The sequence below is a fragment of the Nonomuraea sp. NBC_00507 genome (assembly GCF_036013525.1).
Lineage (GTDB): Bacteria > Actinomycetota > Actinomycetes > Streptosporangiales > Streptosporangiaceae > Nonomuraea.
The window spans coordinates 6,144,364-6,161,703 of the sequence record NZ_CP107853.1 but is presented as its reverse complement, the minus strand read 5'-3'; the positions used below and the strand labels follow the sequence as shown (position 1 = coordinate 6,161,703).

The following is a 17,340-nucleotide window of genomic DNA, read 5'->3' as shown; positions in this document are numbered from 1 at the left end:
ATGGCCACCCAGCGGACGGGCGCTCGCGCCCCGGCGTGCCGGTGAGGCGGCGCGGCGTGGTCAGACGGTTCCCGTGGCCCGCCGATAGAGGTCACGCGCCGCGGACCGGCGGGCCGGTGTAGGAGGCGCGCAGGCGCAGGAGGGTGCCTCGCTCATACTCCTCCATCGCGTGCGCCAGCCACCCCGCCACCCTGGCAACCGCGAAGACGGCCTCCCCCGCGCCCCTGACCATTCCGCTGACGGCGGCGAGGATGGCGAGGGCGAAGTCGATGTTGCGCTCGGGGAGCCGCCGCCGGCGCATCTCCGCCAGCACGGCCATGCCCGCGGCGATTCGCTCGTGTCCCGGCGCGGCCTCCTTGACCAGGTCGAGCAGGAGGCCGCCGCGACCGTCGCCGTTCTTGTAGATGCTGTGGCCGAAGCCGGGGACGCGCTCGCCGCGCCGCACTCGCTCGGCGACCGCCCGCGCGGCCTGGCCCGGCTCGGCGATCTCGGCGAGCAGCCGCTCGGTTCCGTACGACGCGCCGCCGTGCAAGGGGCCGCCGAGCACGCCGAACCCTGTCAGGACCACGGCGTACGGGTCGGCCTTCGCGGAGGCGGCGACCCTGGCGGCCAGCGTCGAGGCGGCCAGCTCGTGGTCGGCGAGCAGCACCAGCGCGGCCCGCACCGCGTCGAGCAGGGCCGGCGAAGCGGGGTGCGGGCACAGGCGGGACCACAGGCGCTCGGCGATCGACTCCCCCTGCGGCTCGCTGAGCTGGGGCAGCGCATCGACCAGCCCGGCGATCAGGCGGCGGCCGGTGGCGGCGACGGAGGCGGGGTCGAGCTGGTAACGCAGGGAGTCTGACGCGCCGAGGACCGTGGTGATCACTTGCAGGCGGTCGAGAGGCAGGAGGTCCTCCGGGAGCCCGCGCTGGGCCACGACCGCAGCCTGCAACGCGCCCGGCTCGCACCGCCACGACACCACCCCGGTATCGGGCGCTGGGCCGGGGTCGCGCTGCTGCGCCATCGCGGGCGAATCGGCGGACGCGCGATGTCGCGGCTGCTGCCCGTCGCCCTGTGGCTCCGCGGGGGCAGCCGGCCGCCGTCGGCGTGAGCCCGGCAGCACGCTGGGGTCGGCGGTCCAAAGCCATTCTGCGACCGATTCAAAGGCGGTCGTCCCGGCCAGCTCCAGCGCGTCGACCCCCCGGTAGTAGGGACGGTCGACGCCGAGGGCGGTGACGGCCGACTCGATGACGAGCTCCGGCGGCTGGCTGCGCGGCCGTCCCCGCCGGGCGAGCCGTTCGATCTCCTCGGCGGAAAAGAGGCTGCGCCGCCCGTCGTCGCTGCGCCGTCGCTGCAGCACTCCCCTGCTCACGTACGCGTACAGCGTGGCGGGCTTGACCCCGAGCCGTTCGGCCGCCGTGGCCGCGTCGATCCACTCCACCCCAGCCTCCATATTGATGAAAATCAATATTGATCCATGTTGAGCAGGCATGTCAACGTGGGGGCATGCCAAAGGTTCATTTCCTCGATGTGACCAACCGGGACGGCGTGCAGACCGCGCGCACCGGCCTGTCGAAGTTCGGCAAGACCATGGTCAACTTCTATCTGGCCAGGCTCGGGGTGGCGCAGTCCGAGATCGGTTTCCCGTTCCTCTTCCACGAGGTCCCGTACGTGAAGGCGCAGCTGGCGCTGGCCGAGGCGGGGGCGTTCGGTGAGCTGCGGCTGTCGGGCTGGTGCCGGGGCGTGCCGCAGGACGTGGAGCGGGCGGCGCCGCTCGGACTCAAGCACTACAACCTGTCCATCTCGACGTCCGACTACATGATCCAGAACAAGTTCCGTGGCCGGCTGGACAGGGGCGCGATCATCAGGGAGATGACGGCGGCGGTCCGCGTGGCCAAGGACGCCGGCGCGCTGACCGTGGGCGTGAACGCGGAGGACGGCTCGCGTACCGACGACGGGTTCCTGCTGGAGTTCGCGCTGGCGGCCAAGCAGGCGGGCGCCGACCGGGTGCGCTACTGCGACACGATCGGCGGCGACACGCCCGACCGGATCCGTGAGCGCTTCGCCAAGCTGGCCTCGGCCACCGCGATGCCGGTAGAGACGCACTGCCACAACGACCTGGGCCTGGCCGTGGCCAACTCGGTGTCGGGCGCGCTCGGCGACCTCGACGCCGGGCAGGACGCGTGGATCAACACGTGCGTGAACGGCATCGGCGAACGTTCCGGCAACGCCGACCTGCTGTCCACCATCCTGGCCTTCGAGCACGGCTTCGGGCTGAACGCCGAGATCGGTGACGCGCTCGACCTGTCCTGGGCACGCCGGTTCGGGTTGTGGGCGAGTTACGCGTTCGGGCAGCCGCTGCCGTACAACCAGGTGGGGGTGGGGCGCAATGCGTTCGCTCACGAGTCGGGCATTCACGCCGACGGCGCGCTGAAGGATCATGGTAACTACGAGCTGTACGACGAGGCGACGCTGGGCCCGTTCCCCGAGGACTGGCACGCGAGGAGCGGGCGGGTCGTGCTGACCGGCGAGTACGGCGGGAAGGCCGGGTTCCGGCACGTCATGGACGGACTCGGGGTCGAAGTGGCAGAGGACGAGGATCTGGCGTTCCGGCTGGTCCAGCTCTGCAACGCGATGACCGGCCGGCCGCTCACCGACGACGAGCTGCGCCTGATCGCGACCTATCCCCGCGAGCTGTCCCTGCTCTTCCCCGGCTACGAAGGCGACTGACCACACGACGGGCCGGCAGCGTGCCCTGCGAAGTCACGCCGCCGGGGCGGGCGAGCAGACCCTTAACCGCGGCTGACGTTGGCGATGAGCAAGCGGAGCAGGTGTTTGACGGTGGTGTGCTGTTCGGGGGTCAGGCCCATGGCGTCGCCGATGGCGAGGGGCACCGTACGCGCTCGTTCGCGAAGCCTCGTGCCCGCCTCCGTGAGCGTGATGGCCACCGAGCGCTCATCGTCGGCGCGTCGTTCGCGGCGGATCAGGTTGCCGGCTTCGAGGCGCTTGAGAAGGGGGGACAGCGTGCTGGACTCCAGCTGGAGTGCGGCGCCCAGCTCCCGCACCGAGACCGAGCCCTGCTCCCACAGCACGAGCATGACCAGATATTGGGGATAGGTCAGCCCGAGCTCCTCCAGCAGGGGGCGGTATCGCGCGGTGACCGACCGCGAGGCGGCGTAGAGGGCGAAGCAGAGCTGGTCGTCCAGCAGGAGAGAGCCCTCCTGGACGTTGACGTTCGGAGCCGGGTCCACCCGTTCCTCCCTGGCGCGCGCGATCGATGACGATGCCATCCTAGCCCAACCTGAGGCGCACACGACAAAGTTGTACCCAAATAAGTTGTGCACGACTTAATTGCGCGCTACTGTTCCGGCTGTCGCCACTTCGGCGCCCATGACAAGGAGCACGCCATGTCCGAACACGCCATCAGTCCCGTGCTGGAGCCGGCCGCCGCCACGTTCGCCGAAGCCACCGCCAACCCGCCATACCTGTCCGACCTCGGACCGGCCGACGGCCGCAAGGTCGTGGACGAGGTGCAGTCCGGCGACATCGCCAAACCCGAGGTCACCGAGGAGTGGGTGACCGTCCAGGGCGGGCCCACGGGATCCGTCCAGGCCCGCATCGTCCGGCCGGCCGACGCCGACGGCCGGCTACCGGTGATCGTCTACATCCACGGCGCCGGCTGGGTGTTCGGCAACGCCCATACGCACGACCGGCTGGTGCGCGAGCTGGCGGTCGGCACCCGGGCCGCCGTCGTCTTCCCCGAGTACGATCTGTCCCCCGAGGCCCGCTACCCGATCGCCATCGAGCAGAACTACACGGTCGCCCGCTGGATCGTCACCGACGGCGCCACCCATGGCCTGGACGCGACCCGCATCGCCGTGGCCGGCGACTCCGTGGGCGGCAACATGTCCGCCGCGCTCACCCTCATGGCCAAGGAACGCGGTGACGTGCCGCTGGTGCAGCAGGTGCTCTTCTACCCGGTCACCGACGCGAGCTTCGACACCGGCTCCTACCACCAGTTCGCCACCGGCTACTTCCTGCGCCGCGACGCCATGCAGTGGTTCTGGGACCAGTACACCACCGACGACGCCCAGCGCGCCGAGATCACCGCCTCCCCGCTGCGGGCCTCTCTGGACGACCTGGCCGGCCTGCCACCGGCCCTCGTCATCACCGCTGAGGCCGACGTCCTCCGCGACGAGGGCGAGGCGTACGCCAACAAGCTGCGCCAGGCCGGTGTCCCCGTCACGGCCGTCCGCTACCAGGGCATCATCCACGACTTCGTCATGCTCAACGCCCTGCGCGAAACCCATGCCGCCGACGCCGCCATCAACCAGGCCATCAGCACACTGCGCACCGCCCTCGGCAGCGCATGACCCAGGCCACCTGTGCGGAACGGGGGCCCGCACAGGTGGAGGGGCACCCGCCCGCAGCCCTTCTGGGCCGGACTAGAGCGCCCCGCCGCACCCTTCCGTGAGGCCCTTGGCCGGGTTGGTGCTGGTGCCGGTGCTGGTGCTCTTCTTCGGGGTCTTCTTCGGGGCCGGGCTGGACGGCACGCCGGGCGAGGCGGTGGCGGCGAGGGCCGGCTTGGGCGCGGACGAATCGCGGATGGCCTTGGTCGAGATGGTGCGGATCTTCTCCCAGTCGGGGTAACCGGTGTTGATCAGCGGCGGCACGAACTGCACACTCGTCACCTTCGCGTTCTTGACCTTCAGCGCCAGCGGCACGAGGTGGGTGAGCCAGCGCCGCGGGATGTCGGTCCTGATCAGCTCTTTGGTAGCCAGCGCGATCTTGTTGAACCTGGTCAGCACCGTCCCCGGATCCGCCTGGTCGAGCAGGGCGCCCAGCACGCAGCGCTGGCGGCGCATCCGGGTGTAGTCGTCGCTGTTGGTGCGCGAGCGGGCGTACCACATGGCGTCGGCGCCCTTCAGCTTGCGCGTGCCGGCCTTGACGAGGCCCTCGTTGTACTTGCCGAAGACGACGTCCGTCTCGACGTTGATCGTGATGCCGCCGATGGCGTCGATGAGGCGGGCGAAGCCCCACATGTTGACCAGGGCGTACCAGTCGACCTTGACGCCGAGGGTGTAGCCGATCGTGTCCATCAGGACCTTGGGCCCCTGGTGCTGCCTGCCGCCGAAGATCTCCGGGTGCGCGTCGGCGTACTCCCAGACGCTGTTGAGCAGGTCGCTGCGCCCGCCGGCGGCGTCGGGCGGCAGCCGGAACCCGTTGGGGAACCGCACGGCCATGGGCGTGCCCGGCCGGAACCGCACGTTCTCCAGGTTGCGCGGCAGGCTGAACAGCACGGTGTTGCCGGTCTTCACGTCCACACTGGCCAGGTTCATGCTGTCGGTACGCACGCCGACCCGGTGATCGTCGGCGTCGCCGCCGAGGAGCAGGATGTTGACCCGCTGCCGCCCCGCCCACGGATCCTCGGGCTTCGGCTGAGCCAGGGCCGGCGACTCGCCGTCGGACGGGTTTTCCTGGAAGATGTCGTTGAGCGTCTGCTGCGAGGTCCACACGAACTGCCCGACCCACCCGAACGGCACCATCACCACGACCGCGAGCAGCCCAGCCACCGTGCCGCTGACGATCTGCCCGTTCTGCGTCAGCCGCCCCGGCCGCAGCACCACGAACGAGTGCACGATCAGCCCGAACCATGCCATCCCGAGGATCCCGGCGCCGACGATGATCGCGGTCAGCCGGGAGTTGTCGATCAGCGAGCCCGCGAGGTTGTCGAGGTCGTTCATCAGCCACACCGCGAGCAGCGCCAGCAACCCCGCGGCGTAGCAGGAGATCAGGACGAGGCCGGTCTTGCGCCAGCCGGCGCGCAGGTGAGCCGCCCCCGGCGCCAGTGCCGAGAGCACCAGCCAGCCGAGGACCTCACCGGCACTCACCGGTCCCTTCGCCTGCTGCACGCCATCCCCGTTTCCCCGTGTGCCGACCCTAGGCATGAATTGAGTCGGCAGCCTACGCATGGAATACGAAATATGTCTTTATCGGAGAGTGAACATCAGTAACCGAATAAAGTTCGGACATGCCCTTCTCTGAGATCGAGTACGGCGTGGCCGATCGCATCGCTACCATCACATTGAACCGCCCCGATCGCCTCAACGCGCTGACCTTCGCGATGCGCGGCGAGTTGGCCGAGGCGTTCGACCTCGCTGGCACCGACGACGAGGAGGCGAACTTCCCGATGAAGGTGAGCCGGGATCTGCCGTCAGCTGTGCCGTTCTGGCCGGAAAATCCTTATCGTAGCTAACATGTACGAGGTCACCACGCTGCGACTCCCGGACGACTTCGAGGGCGAGGTCGTCGCGACGCTGGTCTCCAGGACGGCCGGATCCCGCAAGGCAGTGCTCTACCTGCACGGGTTCACCGACTACTTCTTCCAGGACCACCTGGCCGACTACTACCTTCAGCGCGGCGTCGACTTCTATGCGCTCGACCTGCGTAAATACGGCCGCTCGTTGCTGCCGCACCAGACCAGGGGCCTGATCAGGAGCGTCACCGACTACTTCCCCGAGATCGACGAGGCCGTACGGATCATCAGGCGGGACCACGACGAGCTGACGATCAACGCGCACTCGACCGGCGGCCTGATCGCCCCGCTGTGGGCCGACCGGGTGCGCGGCCGCGGCCTGGTGCAGGGTCTCGTGCTCAACAGCCCGTTCTTCGACCTCAATGTGCCCGCGCCGCTCCGCCTGGCGGCCGACCTGCTCAAGACGCCGATGTCGTACACGCGCAGGGCGCTCCCGCTGGGCATCAGCACCGCGTACGGGCAGACCCTGCACCGCGATCACCACGGCGAATGGGACTACGACCTGGAGCTCAAGCCGCTGGGCGGGTTCGCGGTGCACGCCACGTGGCTGGCCGCCATCCGCCGCGCCCAGCGCCGCCTGCACGCGGGTCTCGCGGTTGACGTGCCCGTCCTGGTGCTCTGCTCGACGACGGGCCTGAAGGTGCGCGACTTCGTCCCGGAGGCGCGCTCGGCCGACGTCGTGCTCGACCCGCGGCAGATCGCCCGCTGGGCCACCTCCGTCGGGCCGCACGTCACGTGCGTCCGCATCCAGGACGGCGTGCACGACCTGGTGTTGTCGGCCGAGCCCGTGCGCAAGCAGGTGTTCGCCGAGCTCGACCGCTGGATGAACGCCTTCCTCTACCAGGGGAACGAGAACAGCCCGTAGTAGGCCGCCGCCACCATCAGCAGCCCGGTGCCGCCCAGCACGCCCGCGACCGCGACATGCTGCCAGCGGCTCGGCTGCATGCCCTCGCGCAGCGCCGACACGAACGCCGCCACCGCCGTGACCTCCTGGATCAGCATGAGCACGGCCAGCACTCGCACGACCAGCCACCCGGCCAGCACGGCCGGCCAGGCCCCGGCCTGGTTGATCGAGAACATCACCAGCAGCGCGATGAACGCCACCACCGACACCAGCAGGCCCAGGCTGGTCCACGCGATCCTGACCAGCCGCCGCCTGATCGGCCGCCACAGACGGGCGTTGCTCTCGACGGTCAGGTGGCTGCGGCCGCGCAGCCGTACGAGGACGGCGGCGACGGGTCCGGCCACGTAGCCGACCGCGGCCAGGCAGATCGTCAGGCCCAGCATCGTGCCGCCCGCGTACCAGGGTGCCTCGGGCACGTCGCTGGCCTCGAACCGCTGCACCGGGGTGGCGCCCGCCATGTGGATCGCGGGCTTGGCGGTGGTGGGCAGGCCGGTGATCCAGTTGGTGAGGGTCTCCAGGTAGCCCTGGGTGAACGGGCCGCCCTGGACCCGCATGGCGTGGTCGCCCTTGGCCATGAACCGGATCGTGTAGTGGTCGTTGCCCGCCTTGTCCATGGCCGTGATGAGCGCCTTGGTGGACTCGACGAAGGGGATCGAGGGGTCGGTGGTGCCGTAGAACGCCAGGACCGGCTGCTTGATCTGGCTTAAAGCGGGCATCGCGTCGTAACGCAGGAAGTTGAAGCCGACGCCGCCCATCGCCCTGGTCAGCAGGTCGCGCGCGCCGACCGGGGCACGCAGCCTGAGCAGCTGCTCGTTCAGCGCCCAGGCGACCTGACGCAGCGGCGAGACGTTCGGCGAGGACACCAGCACCACGAAGCCCACCGCCGCGCTCTTGGCGGCCGCGATCGGGACCACCCAGCCGCCCTCGCTGACGCCCCAGATCCCGACCCGCGTGGGATCCACCTCGGGCAGCGTGCGCAGATACTCCACCATGCGCAGCGCGTCGTCGGCGAGCAGCCCGAAGTCGCGCTCGCGGAAGTTGTAGCCGATCGTGCGCTTGTCGAACGCGATCGTCACCACGCCCGCCTTGGCCAGGAACTCCGCCTGCGGCGTGAACTCCGTGCGCGAGCCGTTGCCCGACCCCGACACGAACACCATCGCCGGATGCCGCCCGGGCGTCATGGGCATCCGCAGCGTGCCTTCCAGCCGCTGACTTTCGGCGGGAAGCGAGATCTCCTGCCTGCGGACAGGCGCGAGCGCCACCACCGGCCGCACTTCGCCCGCCGGCTGCGGCGCGATCGCCTGGAAAGCTGGATCCACCTTGAGCGGCGGCGGATCGAACGCGGGCGGCAACACATAGCCGACCGTCGCAAGAGCCACCAGCACCAGACCGGCGGCTACGCTCAAGGTGCCACGGCCTGTGCGCATCGGCCTCCCCATGTGCGTTGTTTTGCCCGCTCCGATCTTCCAGCCTACTCCTGGCGGGTGGGGCTACAGGGACCGCTTTTGTCGGTGAGAACTGTTAGCTTCCTGCGACATGCGGATCCTGCACACCTCCGACTGGCATCTGGGGCGCACCTTCCACCGCGAGAGCCTGCTCGCCGCGCAGGCGGCATTCGTCGATCACCTGGTGGAGACGGTGCGGGCCGAGCGGGTCGACGTGGTCGCGGTCGCCGGCGACGTCTACGACCGGGCGTTGCCGCCGGTCGACGCGGTCGCCCTGCTGGACGAGGCGCTCGGCCGGCTGGTGTCGGCGGGGGCGCGGGTGGTGCTGATCAGCGGCAACCACGACTCGGCGCTGCGGTTGCGGTTCGGCTCGGCGTTGTTCGAGGCGGCCGGGGTGCACGTGCGCACGGTGCAGGATCTCGCCTGGGAGCCGGTGCTGGTGGACGGGGTGGCCTTCTACGGCATCCCCTACCTGGAGCCGGAGCTGGTCCGCGCGCCGTGGGAGCTGGCCGACCGCAGTCACACCGCCGCGATCACGTACGCGATGGACCGGGTCAGGGCCGATTCCGCAGGCCGTCGCGCGTCGGTGGTGCTGGCCCACTGCTTCGTGACCGGAGGGCAGGCCAGCGACAGCGAGCGGGACATCAGCGTCGGCGGGGTGGCCCACGTGCCGCTGGCGGCCTTCGACGGGGTGGACTACGTGGCGCTGGGGCACCTGCACGGGCGGCAGCGCATGGCGGAGACCGTGCGTTACTCCGGGTCGCCGCTGGCCTACTCCTTCTCCGAGGTGGGGCAGGTCAAGGGGTCGTGGCTGGTGGAGCTGGGCTCTTCGATCGCGTTCGTGCCGGCGCCGGTGCCCCGGCCCGTCGGGCGGCTGCGCGGGGAGTTGGAAGAGCTGCTGACAAACCCGAAATATGCCGATCTCGAAGGTCATTGGCTGCAGATCACCCTCACCGACGCCGTCCGCCCCAAGTCCGCCATGGACCGGTTGCGCGCCCGCTTCCCCCACACCCTCGCGCTCTCCTTCGACCCCGTCGGCGCAGTGCCATCGGCCCAGCCCCTGCGCGTGAGCGGGCGGCCCGAGGCGGAGGTGGCGCTCGATTTCGTCAAGGAGGTTCGCGGCGAGCCTGCCGCACCTGAGGAGGAAGACCTGCTAAGACAGGCCATCGAGGCGTCGAGGGCGAAGGAGACGATGGCATAGATGCGGCCGCACCGGCTCACGCTGACGGCGTTCGGGTCCTTCCCCGGCACCGAGACGGTCGATTTCGACGCCCTGGCCGAGGCCGGCCTCTTCCTCGTCCACGGACCCACCGGGGCGGGCAAGACCACGATCCTCGACGCGTTGTGCTTCGCCCTCTACGGACAGGTCCCCGGGCAACGCAACAGCGCCCGCAGCCTGCGCTGCGACCACGCCCCGTCCTCGGCCGGACCGTCGGTCACCCTGGAGGTGTCGATCCGCGGCCGCTTACTCCGCATCCAGCGCTCGCCCTCCTGGCAGCGGCCCAAACTGCGGGGCACGGGGTTCACGGAGGAGAAGGCCAAGGTCGTCGTCTCGGAGCGGCACGGGACCTCCTGGCATGGCCTGACGACCCGGCTGGACGAGGCAGGAGATCTGGTGGGCGGGCTGCTCGGCATGAACGCCGACCAGTTCTGGCAGGTGGCCATGCTGCCCCAGGGGGATTTCGCCAAGTTCCTACGGGCGGACGGGGAAGAAAGGGCGAAGCTGCTGGAGCGGCTGTTCACGGTCAAGGTGTTCACGGCGGCGGAGTCGTGGCTGGCCGAGCAGCGCAAGCTGGCCTGGCGAGCGGCCCAGGACCTGCGGCAACAGGTGGACTTCGCCATCCAGCGCGTAGAGGAGGCCGCGGGCGACGACCTCCGCATCCAGCGCGTAGAAGAGGCGGCGGGCGGCGACCTCCGCACCGCACTCGCGCCCGCGACCCGCGCTCCGACCGGGCCCCCGCTGGCTCCCTTCGACGTGCCTTCGGCTTCTGGCACCGGCCCGGCCGGTCGGTCCGGCGACGGTGGAGATGTGCCGCCGACACCCGACGCGGACCCGTTGCGATGGGCCGGGGCGTTGCTCGACGCCGCGCGGGCCGCCGTGGTGCGGACTGATGAGGACCACGAGACGGCGGGGCAGGTGTTGCGTGCGGCGCGCCTGCGCTTCGACCAGGCCGCCGCCCTCGCCGACCGGCAACGCCGCTACGGCGAGGCCCTCACCGCCCGCCGCACGCTCGACGAGCGCGCCGACGAACGAGCCGACCTGCAGGCCATCCTCGACGACGCCGCCCGAGCCGACCGCGTGATCCCCCTCATCACCGCGACCAGGCAACGCGAAGAGGCCGCCGCCAAGACCCGCACCATGGCCGCCGACGCCCTGTCCCGAGCCCGTCCCCTCCTGTCCGCCGCCATGGCCGCCGACCCTCAGGCCCGTGCCCGTCCTCTCCTATCCGCCACCATGGCCGCCGACCCTCAGGCCCGTGCCCACCCCCTCCCGCCGGACGCCCCTCCGGACTCCGACGTCTCGTCCCAGGCCCGGCCCTTCTTATCCGGCGCTCTCCCGAACCCCGACCCAGGCCCCGACCTCGGCCTCGCAAACGGCCGCACTGCCCGGGCAGGTGGCACGTTCCGTGCCGATGGCGCTGGCCGTGCGGAAGGCGCTGGCCGTGCCGACGGCGCGTTCTGTGCCGACGGCGCTAGCCGTGCCGACGGCGCTGTGGTGGGGACACCGGCCGCTCTTGGGGCGCCCTCGGTGAGCGAGCTGGCGTTGTTGGAGCGGCAGCGGCAGGCGGAGATCGCGCGGCTGTCCGAGCTGCTCACCGAGGAGGCCAGGCTCTCCGTCGTCCGGCGAGACCTCCTGCGCGTGGAGGCGGAGCTCGCCGAGCTGGTCGCCGACGACGACACTGTCGCGGCCCGGCTGGCCCTCCTGCCCGGGCTCATCGAGCAGGCCGAGGGCAGGCTGGCCCAGGCGCGGGCGGACGCCGCCAGGATCCCCGCCGTGCAGGCCGTTCGCGACGCAGCGGCGGACCTGATCGAGGTCGAGCGGGAGCTGGCCGGGCTGGCCGTGGAGCTCGACGCGCTGGCGCAGCGCGAGGCCGAGGCATCCGCCGCCGACGCCGAGCTACCCGAGCGCGTCGCCGATGCCGGCGCGGCTCTGGCGCAGGCGCGCGCGCAGGCGGCGGCCATCCCGGCGGCCGCCGCGGACCTCGACGCGGCGCGGGCCGCGCTGGAGGCGACCCACCGCCGCGACGCCCTGGCCGCCGAGTTGGACGCGGCGGCCGCCGCGCACCAGGTGCTCGTGGACCACGCCCAGACGCTCCGCGAACGCTGGCTCGACCTGCGCCAGGCCCGCATGGACGGCATGGCGGCGGAGCTGGCCCGCGACCTCGCGGACGGCCGCCCGTGCGCGGTCTGCGGCTCGGACCACCACCCCCAGCCGGCGTCGCCTGCTCCCAGCGCACCGTCGGCCGACGACGAGCGGGAGGCGGAGGACGCGCACGAGGTCGCCCTGGCCGAGCGGGAGGCGGCCGAACGCGTCCTCGCCTCGCTCGAGTCCCGGCACGCCGCCGCGGTCGAGGCCGCGGGCGGCCTGGACCCCGACTCCGCCGAGGCCGCCGTCCAGCAGGCCGAGGAGGAGCTGGCCCGCCTCCAGGCGGTGGCCGACCGCGAACCCGCCCTGGCCGCCGCGCTCGACCGGGCCGAAGCCGAACGCGAACGCGTCAGGGAGCAGACCAGGGAGATCGCCGAGGCACTCGCCGCCCAGCACGCCCACCGCACCCGCCTGGCAACCGAACGGGCCCGCCTCCGCTCTCGCCTCACCGCCAGCATCGGGACGGAGGTCCGCTCGGCCACCGACAGCCTCGACGCGGAGGCCCACTCGGCCACCGACAACATCGCGGCGGAGGTCCGCTCGGCCACCGACAACATCGGGGCGGTGACCCGCTCGGTCGCCGACGGCACGCCATCGGCGGCGGACGCGGTCCAGGGGTGCGGTGGCGTCGCCGACGTTTCCGGCGTGACGGACGCCGGCCCTGCGGCCGGGGGCCGGCATTCCGGTGCACGTGACGTGCGGGCCGGTGCCGGGGGCGAGCTGGATGGCGTGGCGGTCCTCGATGCGACCGAGCGGGAGCTGGGCAGGCTTCAGGCGTCGGCCCGCGGGGAGCCGCGGCTGGCGCAGGAGGCGGCCGGGCTCGGGCGGGAGCGTTCGGAGCTGGAGGAGCAGGGCCGGAGGGTGGCCGCGCGGCTGGCGGCGTGCCGCACCAGGCATGAGGAGCTGAGCGGTGACGCCGCGCGGCTCGGCGCCAGGCTGGATGCCGCGCGTGGCGACGACACGACGATCACCGCCCGCCTGTCCAGGCTCGGCGACGAGGCCGAGTTGCTGCGCGAGGCGCTGGAGGCCACGCAGGCGGCGGTGGCGGCCGCCGACGAGCTGGACAGGGCCCGCCGGCAGGCTCAGGAAGCGGCGCTCGCAGCAGGGTTCGCGGACGTGCCGGACGCGCAGGCCGCATACAGGAGCCAGGCCGAGCGCGAGGACAAAGCGGAGCGGCTGCGGCGGCTGGACGACGAGCACGCCGCCGTCACCAAGACGCTGGCCGATCCCGAGCTGGCCGCCGCCGCGGCCGAGCCCGTGCCCGATCTGGCGGCGATCGGCGCCGAGCGGGATGGGGCGGAGGCGGCGTACACGAGGCTGGCCAGCGCCCGCGACCGCGCGGCGGCCCGGGCGCGCCGCCTGGAAGAGCTGCACGGCGAGTTGACGGCGTGCGTCGAGCGGTGGCGCCCGGCGGCCGACCGGCACCGGCTGGCCGAGCGCATGGCCGCGCTGGCCGGCGGCACGTCCAGCGATAACCAGTGGAGCATGAGCCTGACCTCCTACGTGCTCGGCGAGCGGCTGCGGCAGGTGGTGGACGCCGCGAACGAGCGCCTGGACCACATGTCCGCCGGCCGCTACCTGCTGCGGCACGACCTGCGCAAGACGGCCGGCTCGCGGGGGAGATCGGGCGGCGGGCTCGGGTTGCGCGTGGCGGACGGGTGGACCGGCGTCGACCGGGACCCGGCGACCCTGTCGGGCGGCGAGAGCTTCATCACCTCACTGGCCCTGGCGCTGGGCCTGGCCGACGTGGTCACGGCGGAGGCGGGCGGCGCGGAGATCGGCACGCTGTTCGTGGACGAAGGCTTCGGCACCCTGGACGAGGACACGCTGGACGGCGTGCTCGACATCCTGGACGGGCTGCGCGACGGGGGCCGGGCGGTGGGCATCGTCAGCCACGTGGCCGAGCTGCGTTCCCGGATCACCGCTCAGCTCAAGGTCACCAAGACCCGCACGGGCTCCACGCTCGCGGCCATCGGAGTGGGGTAGCGGCGTCTCCGGCCGGCCGCGCGGAGATCTAGGCTTGTCGGGTCGCTCACTGAAGGAGTCACCCATGCGCGTCGTCGTCACAGGAGCCCACGGCAAGGTCGGGCGTGCGGCTGTCAAGGCGTTGATGGAGGCCGGTCACGAGGTGACCGCCGTCGACCTCACCCGCCCGGTCTGGGAGCGGGACGAGCCGGGTGAGCCCCGCTACCTGCAGGCCGACCTGACCGATGCCGGGCAGGCGTTCGCCGTGGTCCGCGGGGCCGAGGCGGTGGTGCACGCCGCCGCTCTCCCGGACCCGACGCACAACCCGCCGCATGTGGTGTTCCAGAACAACCTGATGTCGACGTTCAACATGATCGAGGCGGCCGTGCGGTTCGGTGTGCCGCGGTTCGTGAACATCTCCAGCGAGACCGTCCCGGGATACTTCTTCCCCGAACGGAAATTCCTGCCCGACTACGCGCCGGTCGATGAGGAGCATCCGGCCCGGCCGCAGGACCCGTACGCGCTGGCCAAGCATTTCGGCGAGCAGCTCATGGACGCCGCCGTCCGCCGCTCCGACATCAGGTGCATCTCGCTGCGGCCGAGCTGGGTCCAGCACGAGGGCAACTATGAGCGCAACCTCGGCCCGGTGGTCCGCGACCCCTCCCTCGCCGGCGCCGGGCTGTGGAGCTACATCGACGTGTACGACCTCGCCGACGCCATCGTCCTGGCCGTCGAGTCGCGGCTGCCCGGCCACGAGGTCTTCTACATCGCCTCGCCGGACAGTGCGGGCGGTCACGACTTCGCCGCGGCGCTGCGGCAGTACTTCGGTGACCAGATCGAGCTGCGGCCGCTCGCCCGCCCCGACGCTTCGGGCATCTCGTGCGCGAAGGCCCACCGCATGCTGGGCTGGAACCCGAAGCGGTCGTGGCGCGACTATCTGGACGGTGACGGGCGCGCTCGTCAGCGGTGATAGCGCAGCCACACCAGGCCGTCGGGCAGGCTCTGGGCGGCGGCGAGAGTGAGCGGCGCGGCGGCGGGCGCGGAGCCGTACCAGAAGCGGGTGGCCCGCTCGCCGGCCAGGCATGGGTGAACGAGCAGGCTGATCTCGTCCACCAATCCGGCGGTCATCAGCGCGCCGGTGAGCCCGCCGCCGCTGTCGACGCGCACCACTCTGACGCCGTCGTCCCGGCCCAGCGTCCGCAGGGCATCGGCGAGGTCGACGCGGTCGGCGCCGGTGACGAGCTCGCGCACCTGCCGCCCCGGCGGGCGCGGAGGAGTAATCGCGCAGTGCAGGGCGACGACGTCGGACCAGTGGCCGGCCTCACGGAGCGCCTCCCACTGGCTGACCCGGCCGCGGCCGTCCACGACGGCCAGCAGCGGGCCGCCCTCGGCCGGTCCGGGACGCTCGCCCTGCGCCAGGGCTTCCTCCTGGGCGAGGATGGTGTCGGCGCCGGCCAGGGTGAGGTCTTCCCTCCACGTCTGGGCCAGCTGGTAGAACCTCGCCACGTCGGGCTGGAACCCGGTGGTCGCTCCGTCGACGGACACGCCCACGTGCACCACCACATACGGAGGTTGCGCCATGACCTCACCGTACGTCGCCGGGCCGCGATCGGGGCAGGTCAGTCCAGGGCGCCGATCAGGTCAGGCAGCTTGGCGGCGTCGTGGAAGAGCGCGGTCGCGCCCAGGCCCGCCAGGCGGGTGACCGGGGTCAGGCCGCCGGCATAGGCCAGGCAGCGCATGCCCGCGCTCACCGCCGCCATCACCCCGAACGGGCTGTCCTCCACCACCACGCACCGCTCCGGCGTCACCCCCATCGTGGTGGCCGCGTGCAGGAACAGGTCCGGCGCCGGTTTGCCCTCGGCCACGTCCTCGGCGCTGAACACCCGCCCCGCGAACCGCTCCGTCAGCCCGGTGACCTCCAGGCTGCGGCGGATCGTGGCGTGCCGGCCGTTGGAGGCCACGCAGCTGGGCACGGTCAGCTGGTCGAGCGCCTCCTCGATGCCCTCGACGGCGCACAGCTCGGCCTTGATCGCGGCGGCGTACTCGGCGATCAACTCCTCCCACCAGCCCGCCGGCGTCTCGCCGATCTGCTCGGCCCAGTACTCGTTGCTGCAGCCCACGAACCGCTCGGCGTACTCAGCCTCGTCGATCGTCCAGCCGAGGCGGCGCAGTGCGGCCGTGCCCACGCGTACGGAGATGGGCTCGCTGTCCACGAGCACTCCGTCGCAGTCGAAGATCACCAAATCGACAGTCAACCGTCGTTCCTTTCCATGAGTGATCCTCTGCGCAACCTATCGGGACGCCTGGAGAAAGGTGATAACCGGCCACCCCGCCGGCCTCGCAGCGCTATCGTGGTGACCATTGCACGGTGAACATCTACCGTGGCGCCCACGGCCGCGCCGATGCCCCTGGCAGGCGCGGCCGTTCTTATGTCACCAACGCTGTGGTTCTGGGTCGTGCTGTGTGCGCCCAGGTCGCGAGCAGCTGGACCGCGGCCTCGGTGGCGCTGCCGGCGACGGGGACGAGCACGACCAGGCGCTGCCGGGAGTCGCCGGCTGGGATGAAGTGCTCGTAGCTGAACGTCACCGTTCCTAGAGCGGGGTGCCGGAAGCTTTTCACCCCGTTCGTCCGCACGCTGACGTCGCGGGCGCTCCACAGCGTGCGGAAGGTTTCACTGCCGTGGCGGAGCTCGCGGATCAGTTCGGCCAGCTCGGCGTCCGTTGGGTACAGCCCTGAGGCCACCCGCAGCTGCCCGGCGGTCACGGCGGCGATCTCGTCCCACTCGACGTAGAAATCCCTGCTCCCGGGGGCGAGGAACAGCCGCCTGGCCAGATTCGGCCGCTGCGCCGACAAGGTGGCTTCGAGCGTGAACAGGCGGGCGGCCACGCCGTTGGCCACGAGGACGTCGAACCGGTCATTGATGATCATGGCTGGCGTATGGACCAGGTCCAGCATCCGCACCAGTTCCGGCCGGGCGACCTCGGCCGGCGGGCCGGTCCGGGCCGCCCTGCGCCGGTGTTCCCGTACGGCGAGGGCCAGCGTGCGCAGGTGCTCGCGTTCCACGTCGTCGAGGCGGAGTGCGGCGGCGATGGCGTCGAGCACCTCGGGAGACGGATGGGCGGCACGTCCCTGCTCCAGTCGCTGGTAGTACTCCACGCTGATTCCAGCGAGTTGGGCGACCTCCTCTCGGCGTAGTCCCGCCACCCGGCGGCGGCCTCCGCCGACGATCCCTGCGCTCTCGGGGCTGATCCGGCCTCTGCGGGACCGAAGGAAGCGTGCCAGCTCGGGTCGATCTCCCATGAGGTCCAGTATGTCGGCTTCGCCGGTTGCGGATGGTGGCCCTGCCAGTACCCGTATCTCCAGG

14 protein-coding genes are annotated in these 17,340 nt (G+C 71.6%); 7 read left to right on the top strand and 7 right to left on the bottom strand.

The annotated features are described in order from the left end of the window. Positions 1–91 precede the first annotated feature (91 nt). Entirely contained in the window at positions 92–1,420 is a 1,329-nt protein-coding gene (locus OHA25_RS29855) for a citrate synthase (RefSeq protein WP_327590764.1), read from the bottom strand. Between the two features lie 65 nt (positions 1,421–1,485). On the opposite strand from OHA25_RS29855, the gene OHA25_RS29850 reads away from it, so the two are divergent. Continuing rightward, on the top strand, positions 1,486–2,709 hold the full coding sequence (locus OHA25_RS29850; RefSeq protein ID WP_327590763.1) for a LeuA family protein: 1,224 nt from the start codon (positions 1,486–1,488) through the stop codon (positions 2,707–2,709). A gap of 62 nt (positions 2,710–2,771) precedes the next feature. On the opposite strand, the gene OHA25_RS29845 is transcribed toward OHA25_RS29850, so the two are convergent. Next, positions 2,772–3,269, bottom strand: coding sequence for a MarR family winged helix-turn-helix transcriptional regulator (locus OHA25_RS29845; RefSeq protein WP_327590762.1), 498 nt, complete (start codon positions 3,267–3,269; stop codon positions 2,772–2,774). Positions 3,270–3,386: 117 nt separating this feature from the next. On the opposite strand from OHA25_RS29845, the gene OHA25_RS29840 reads away from it, so the two are divergent. Then, positions 3,387–4,352: an alpha/beta hydrolase gene (locus OHA25_RS29840; RefSeq protein ID WP_327590761.1), complete on the top strand. Its 966-nt coding sequence runs from the start codon at positions 3,387–3,389 to the stop codon at positions 4,350–4,352. A gap of 72 nt (positions 4,353–4,424) precedes the next feature. Here OHA25_RS29840 and OHA25_RS29835 read toward each other — a convergent pair whose 3' ends face one another. Continuing rightward, complete coding sequence (locus tag OHA25_RS29835; protein ID WP_327590760.1) at positions 4,425–5,891, bottom strand: LCP family protein; 1,467 nt, start codon at positions 5,889–5,891, stop codon at positions 4,425–4,427. A gap of 119 nt (positions 5,892–6,010) precedes the next feature. On the opposite strand from OHA25_RS29835, the gene OHA25_RS29830 reads away from it, so the two are divergent. Both OHA25_RS29830 and OHA25_RS29825 read left to right on the top strand, forming a co-directional pair. Continuing rightward, positions 6,011–6,235, top strand: a complete 225-nt coding sequence (locus tag OHA25_RS29830) for a hypothetical protein (protein ID WP_327590759.1) — start codon at positions 6,011–6,013, stop codon at positions 6,233–6,235. A 1-nt stretch (position 6,236) separates the two neighbouring features. Further along, entirely contained in the window at positions 6,237–7,160 is a 924-nt protein-coding gene (locus OHA25_RS29825; protein WP_327590758.1) for an alpha/beta hydrolase, read from the top strand. Here OHA25_RS29825 and OHA25_RS29820 read toward each other — a convergent pair. Beyond that, complete coding sequence (locus OHA25_RS29820) at positions 7,133–8,626, bottom strand: alpha/beta hydrolase family protein (protein WP_327590757.1); 1,494 nt, start codon at positions 8,624–8,626, stop codon at positions 7,133–7,135. The genes OHA25_RS29825 and OHA25_RS29820 overlap by 28 nt on opposite strands. 109 nt (positions 8,627–8,735) lie before the next feature. On the opposite strand from OHA25_RS29820, the gene OHA25_RS29815 reads away from it, so the two are divergent. From OHA25_RS29815 to OHA25_RS29805, 3 genes are all read left to right on the top strand, one after another. After that, on the top strand, positions 8,736–9,845 hold the full coding sequence (locus OHA25_RS29815; protein ID WP_327590756.1) for an exonuclease SbcCD subunit D: 1,110 nt from the start codon (positions 8,736–8,738) through the stop codon (positions 9,843–9,845). Then, the gene (locus OHA25_RS29810) at positions 9,846–13,997 is read left to right on the top strand and encodes an AAA family ATPase (protein WP_327590755.1); all 4,152 of its coding nucleotides are present in this window, start codon (positions 9,846–9,848) and stop codon (positions 13,995–13,997) included. 64 nt (positions 13,998–14,061) lie between these two features. Next, positions 14,062–14,946, top strand: a complete 885-nt coding sequence (locus OHA25_RS29805) for an NAD-dependent epimerase/dehydratase family protein (protein ID WP_327590754.1) — start codon at positions 14,062–14,064, stop codon at positions 14,944–14,946. Here the strand turns inward: OHA25_RS29805 and OHA25_RS29800 are convergent. From OHA25_RS29800 to OHA25_RS29790, 3 genes are all read right to left on the bottom strand, one after another. Further along, entirely contained in the window at positions 14,937–15,557 is a 621-nt protein-coding gene (locus tag OHA25_RS29800; RefSeq protein ID WP_327590753.1) for a dihydrofolate reductase family protein, read from the bottom strand. The genes OHA25_RS29805 and OHA25_RS29800 overlap by 10 nt on opposite strands. Before the next feature lie 38 nt (positions 15,558–15,595). Then, positions 15,596–16,231: an HAD family hydrolase gene (locus OHA25_RS29795; RefSeq protein WP_327590752.1), complete on the bottom strand. Its 636-nt coding sequence runs from the start codon at positions 16,229–16,231 to the stop codon at positions 15,596–15,598. Positions 16,232–16,403: 172 nt separating this feature from the next. Beyond that, positions 16,404–17,276 carry a helix-turn-helix transcriptional regulator gene (locus OHA25_RS29790; RefSeq protein WP_327590751.1) on the bottom strand — a complete coding sequence of 291 codons (873 nt, stop codon included), beginning with the start codon at positions 17,274–17,276 and terminating at the stop codon, positions 16,404–16,406. Between the last annotated feature and the right edge of the window lie 64 nt (positions 17,277–17,340).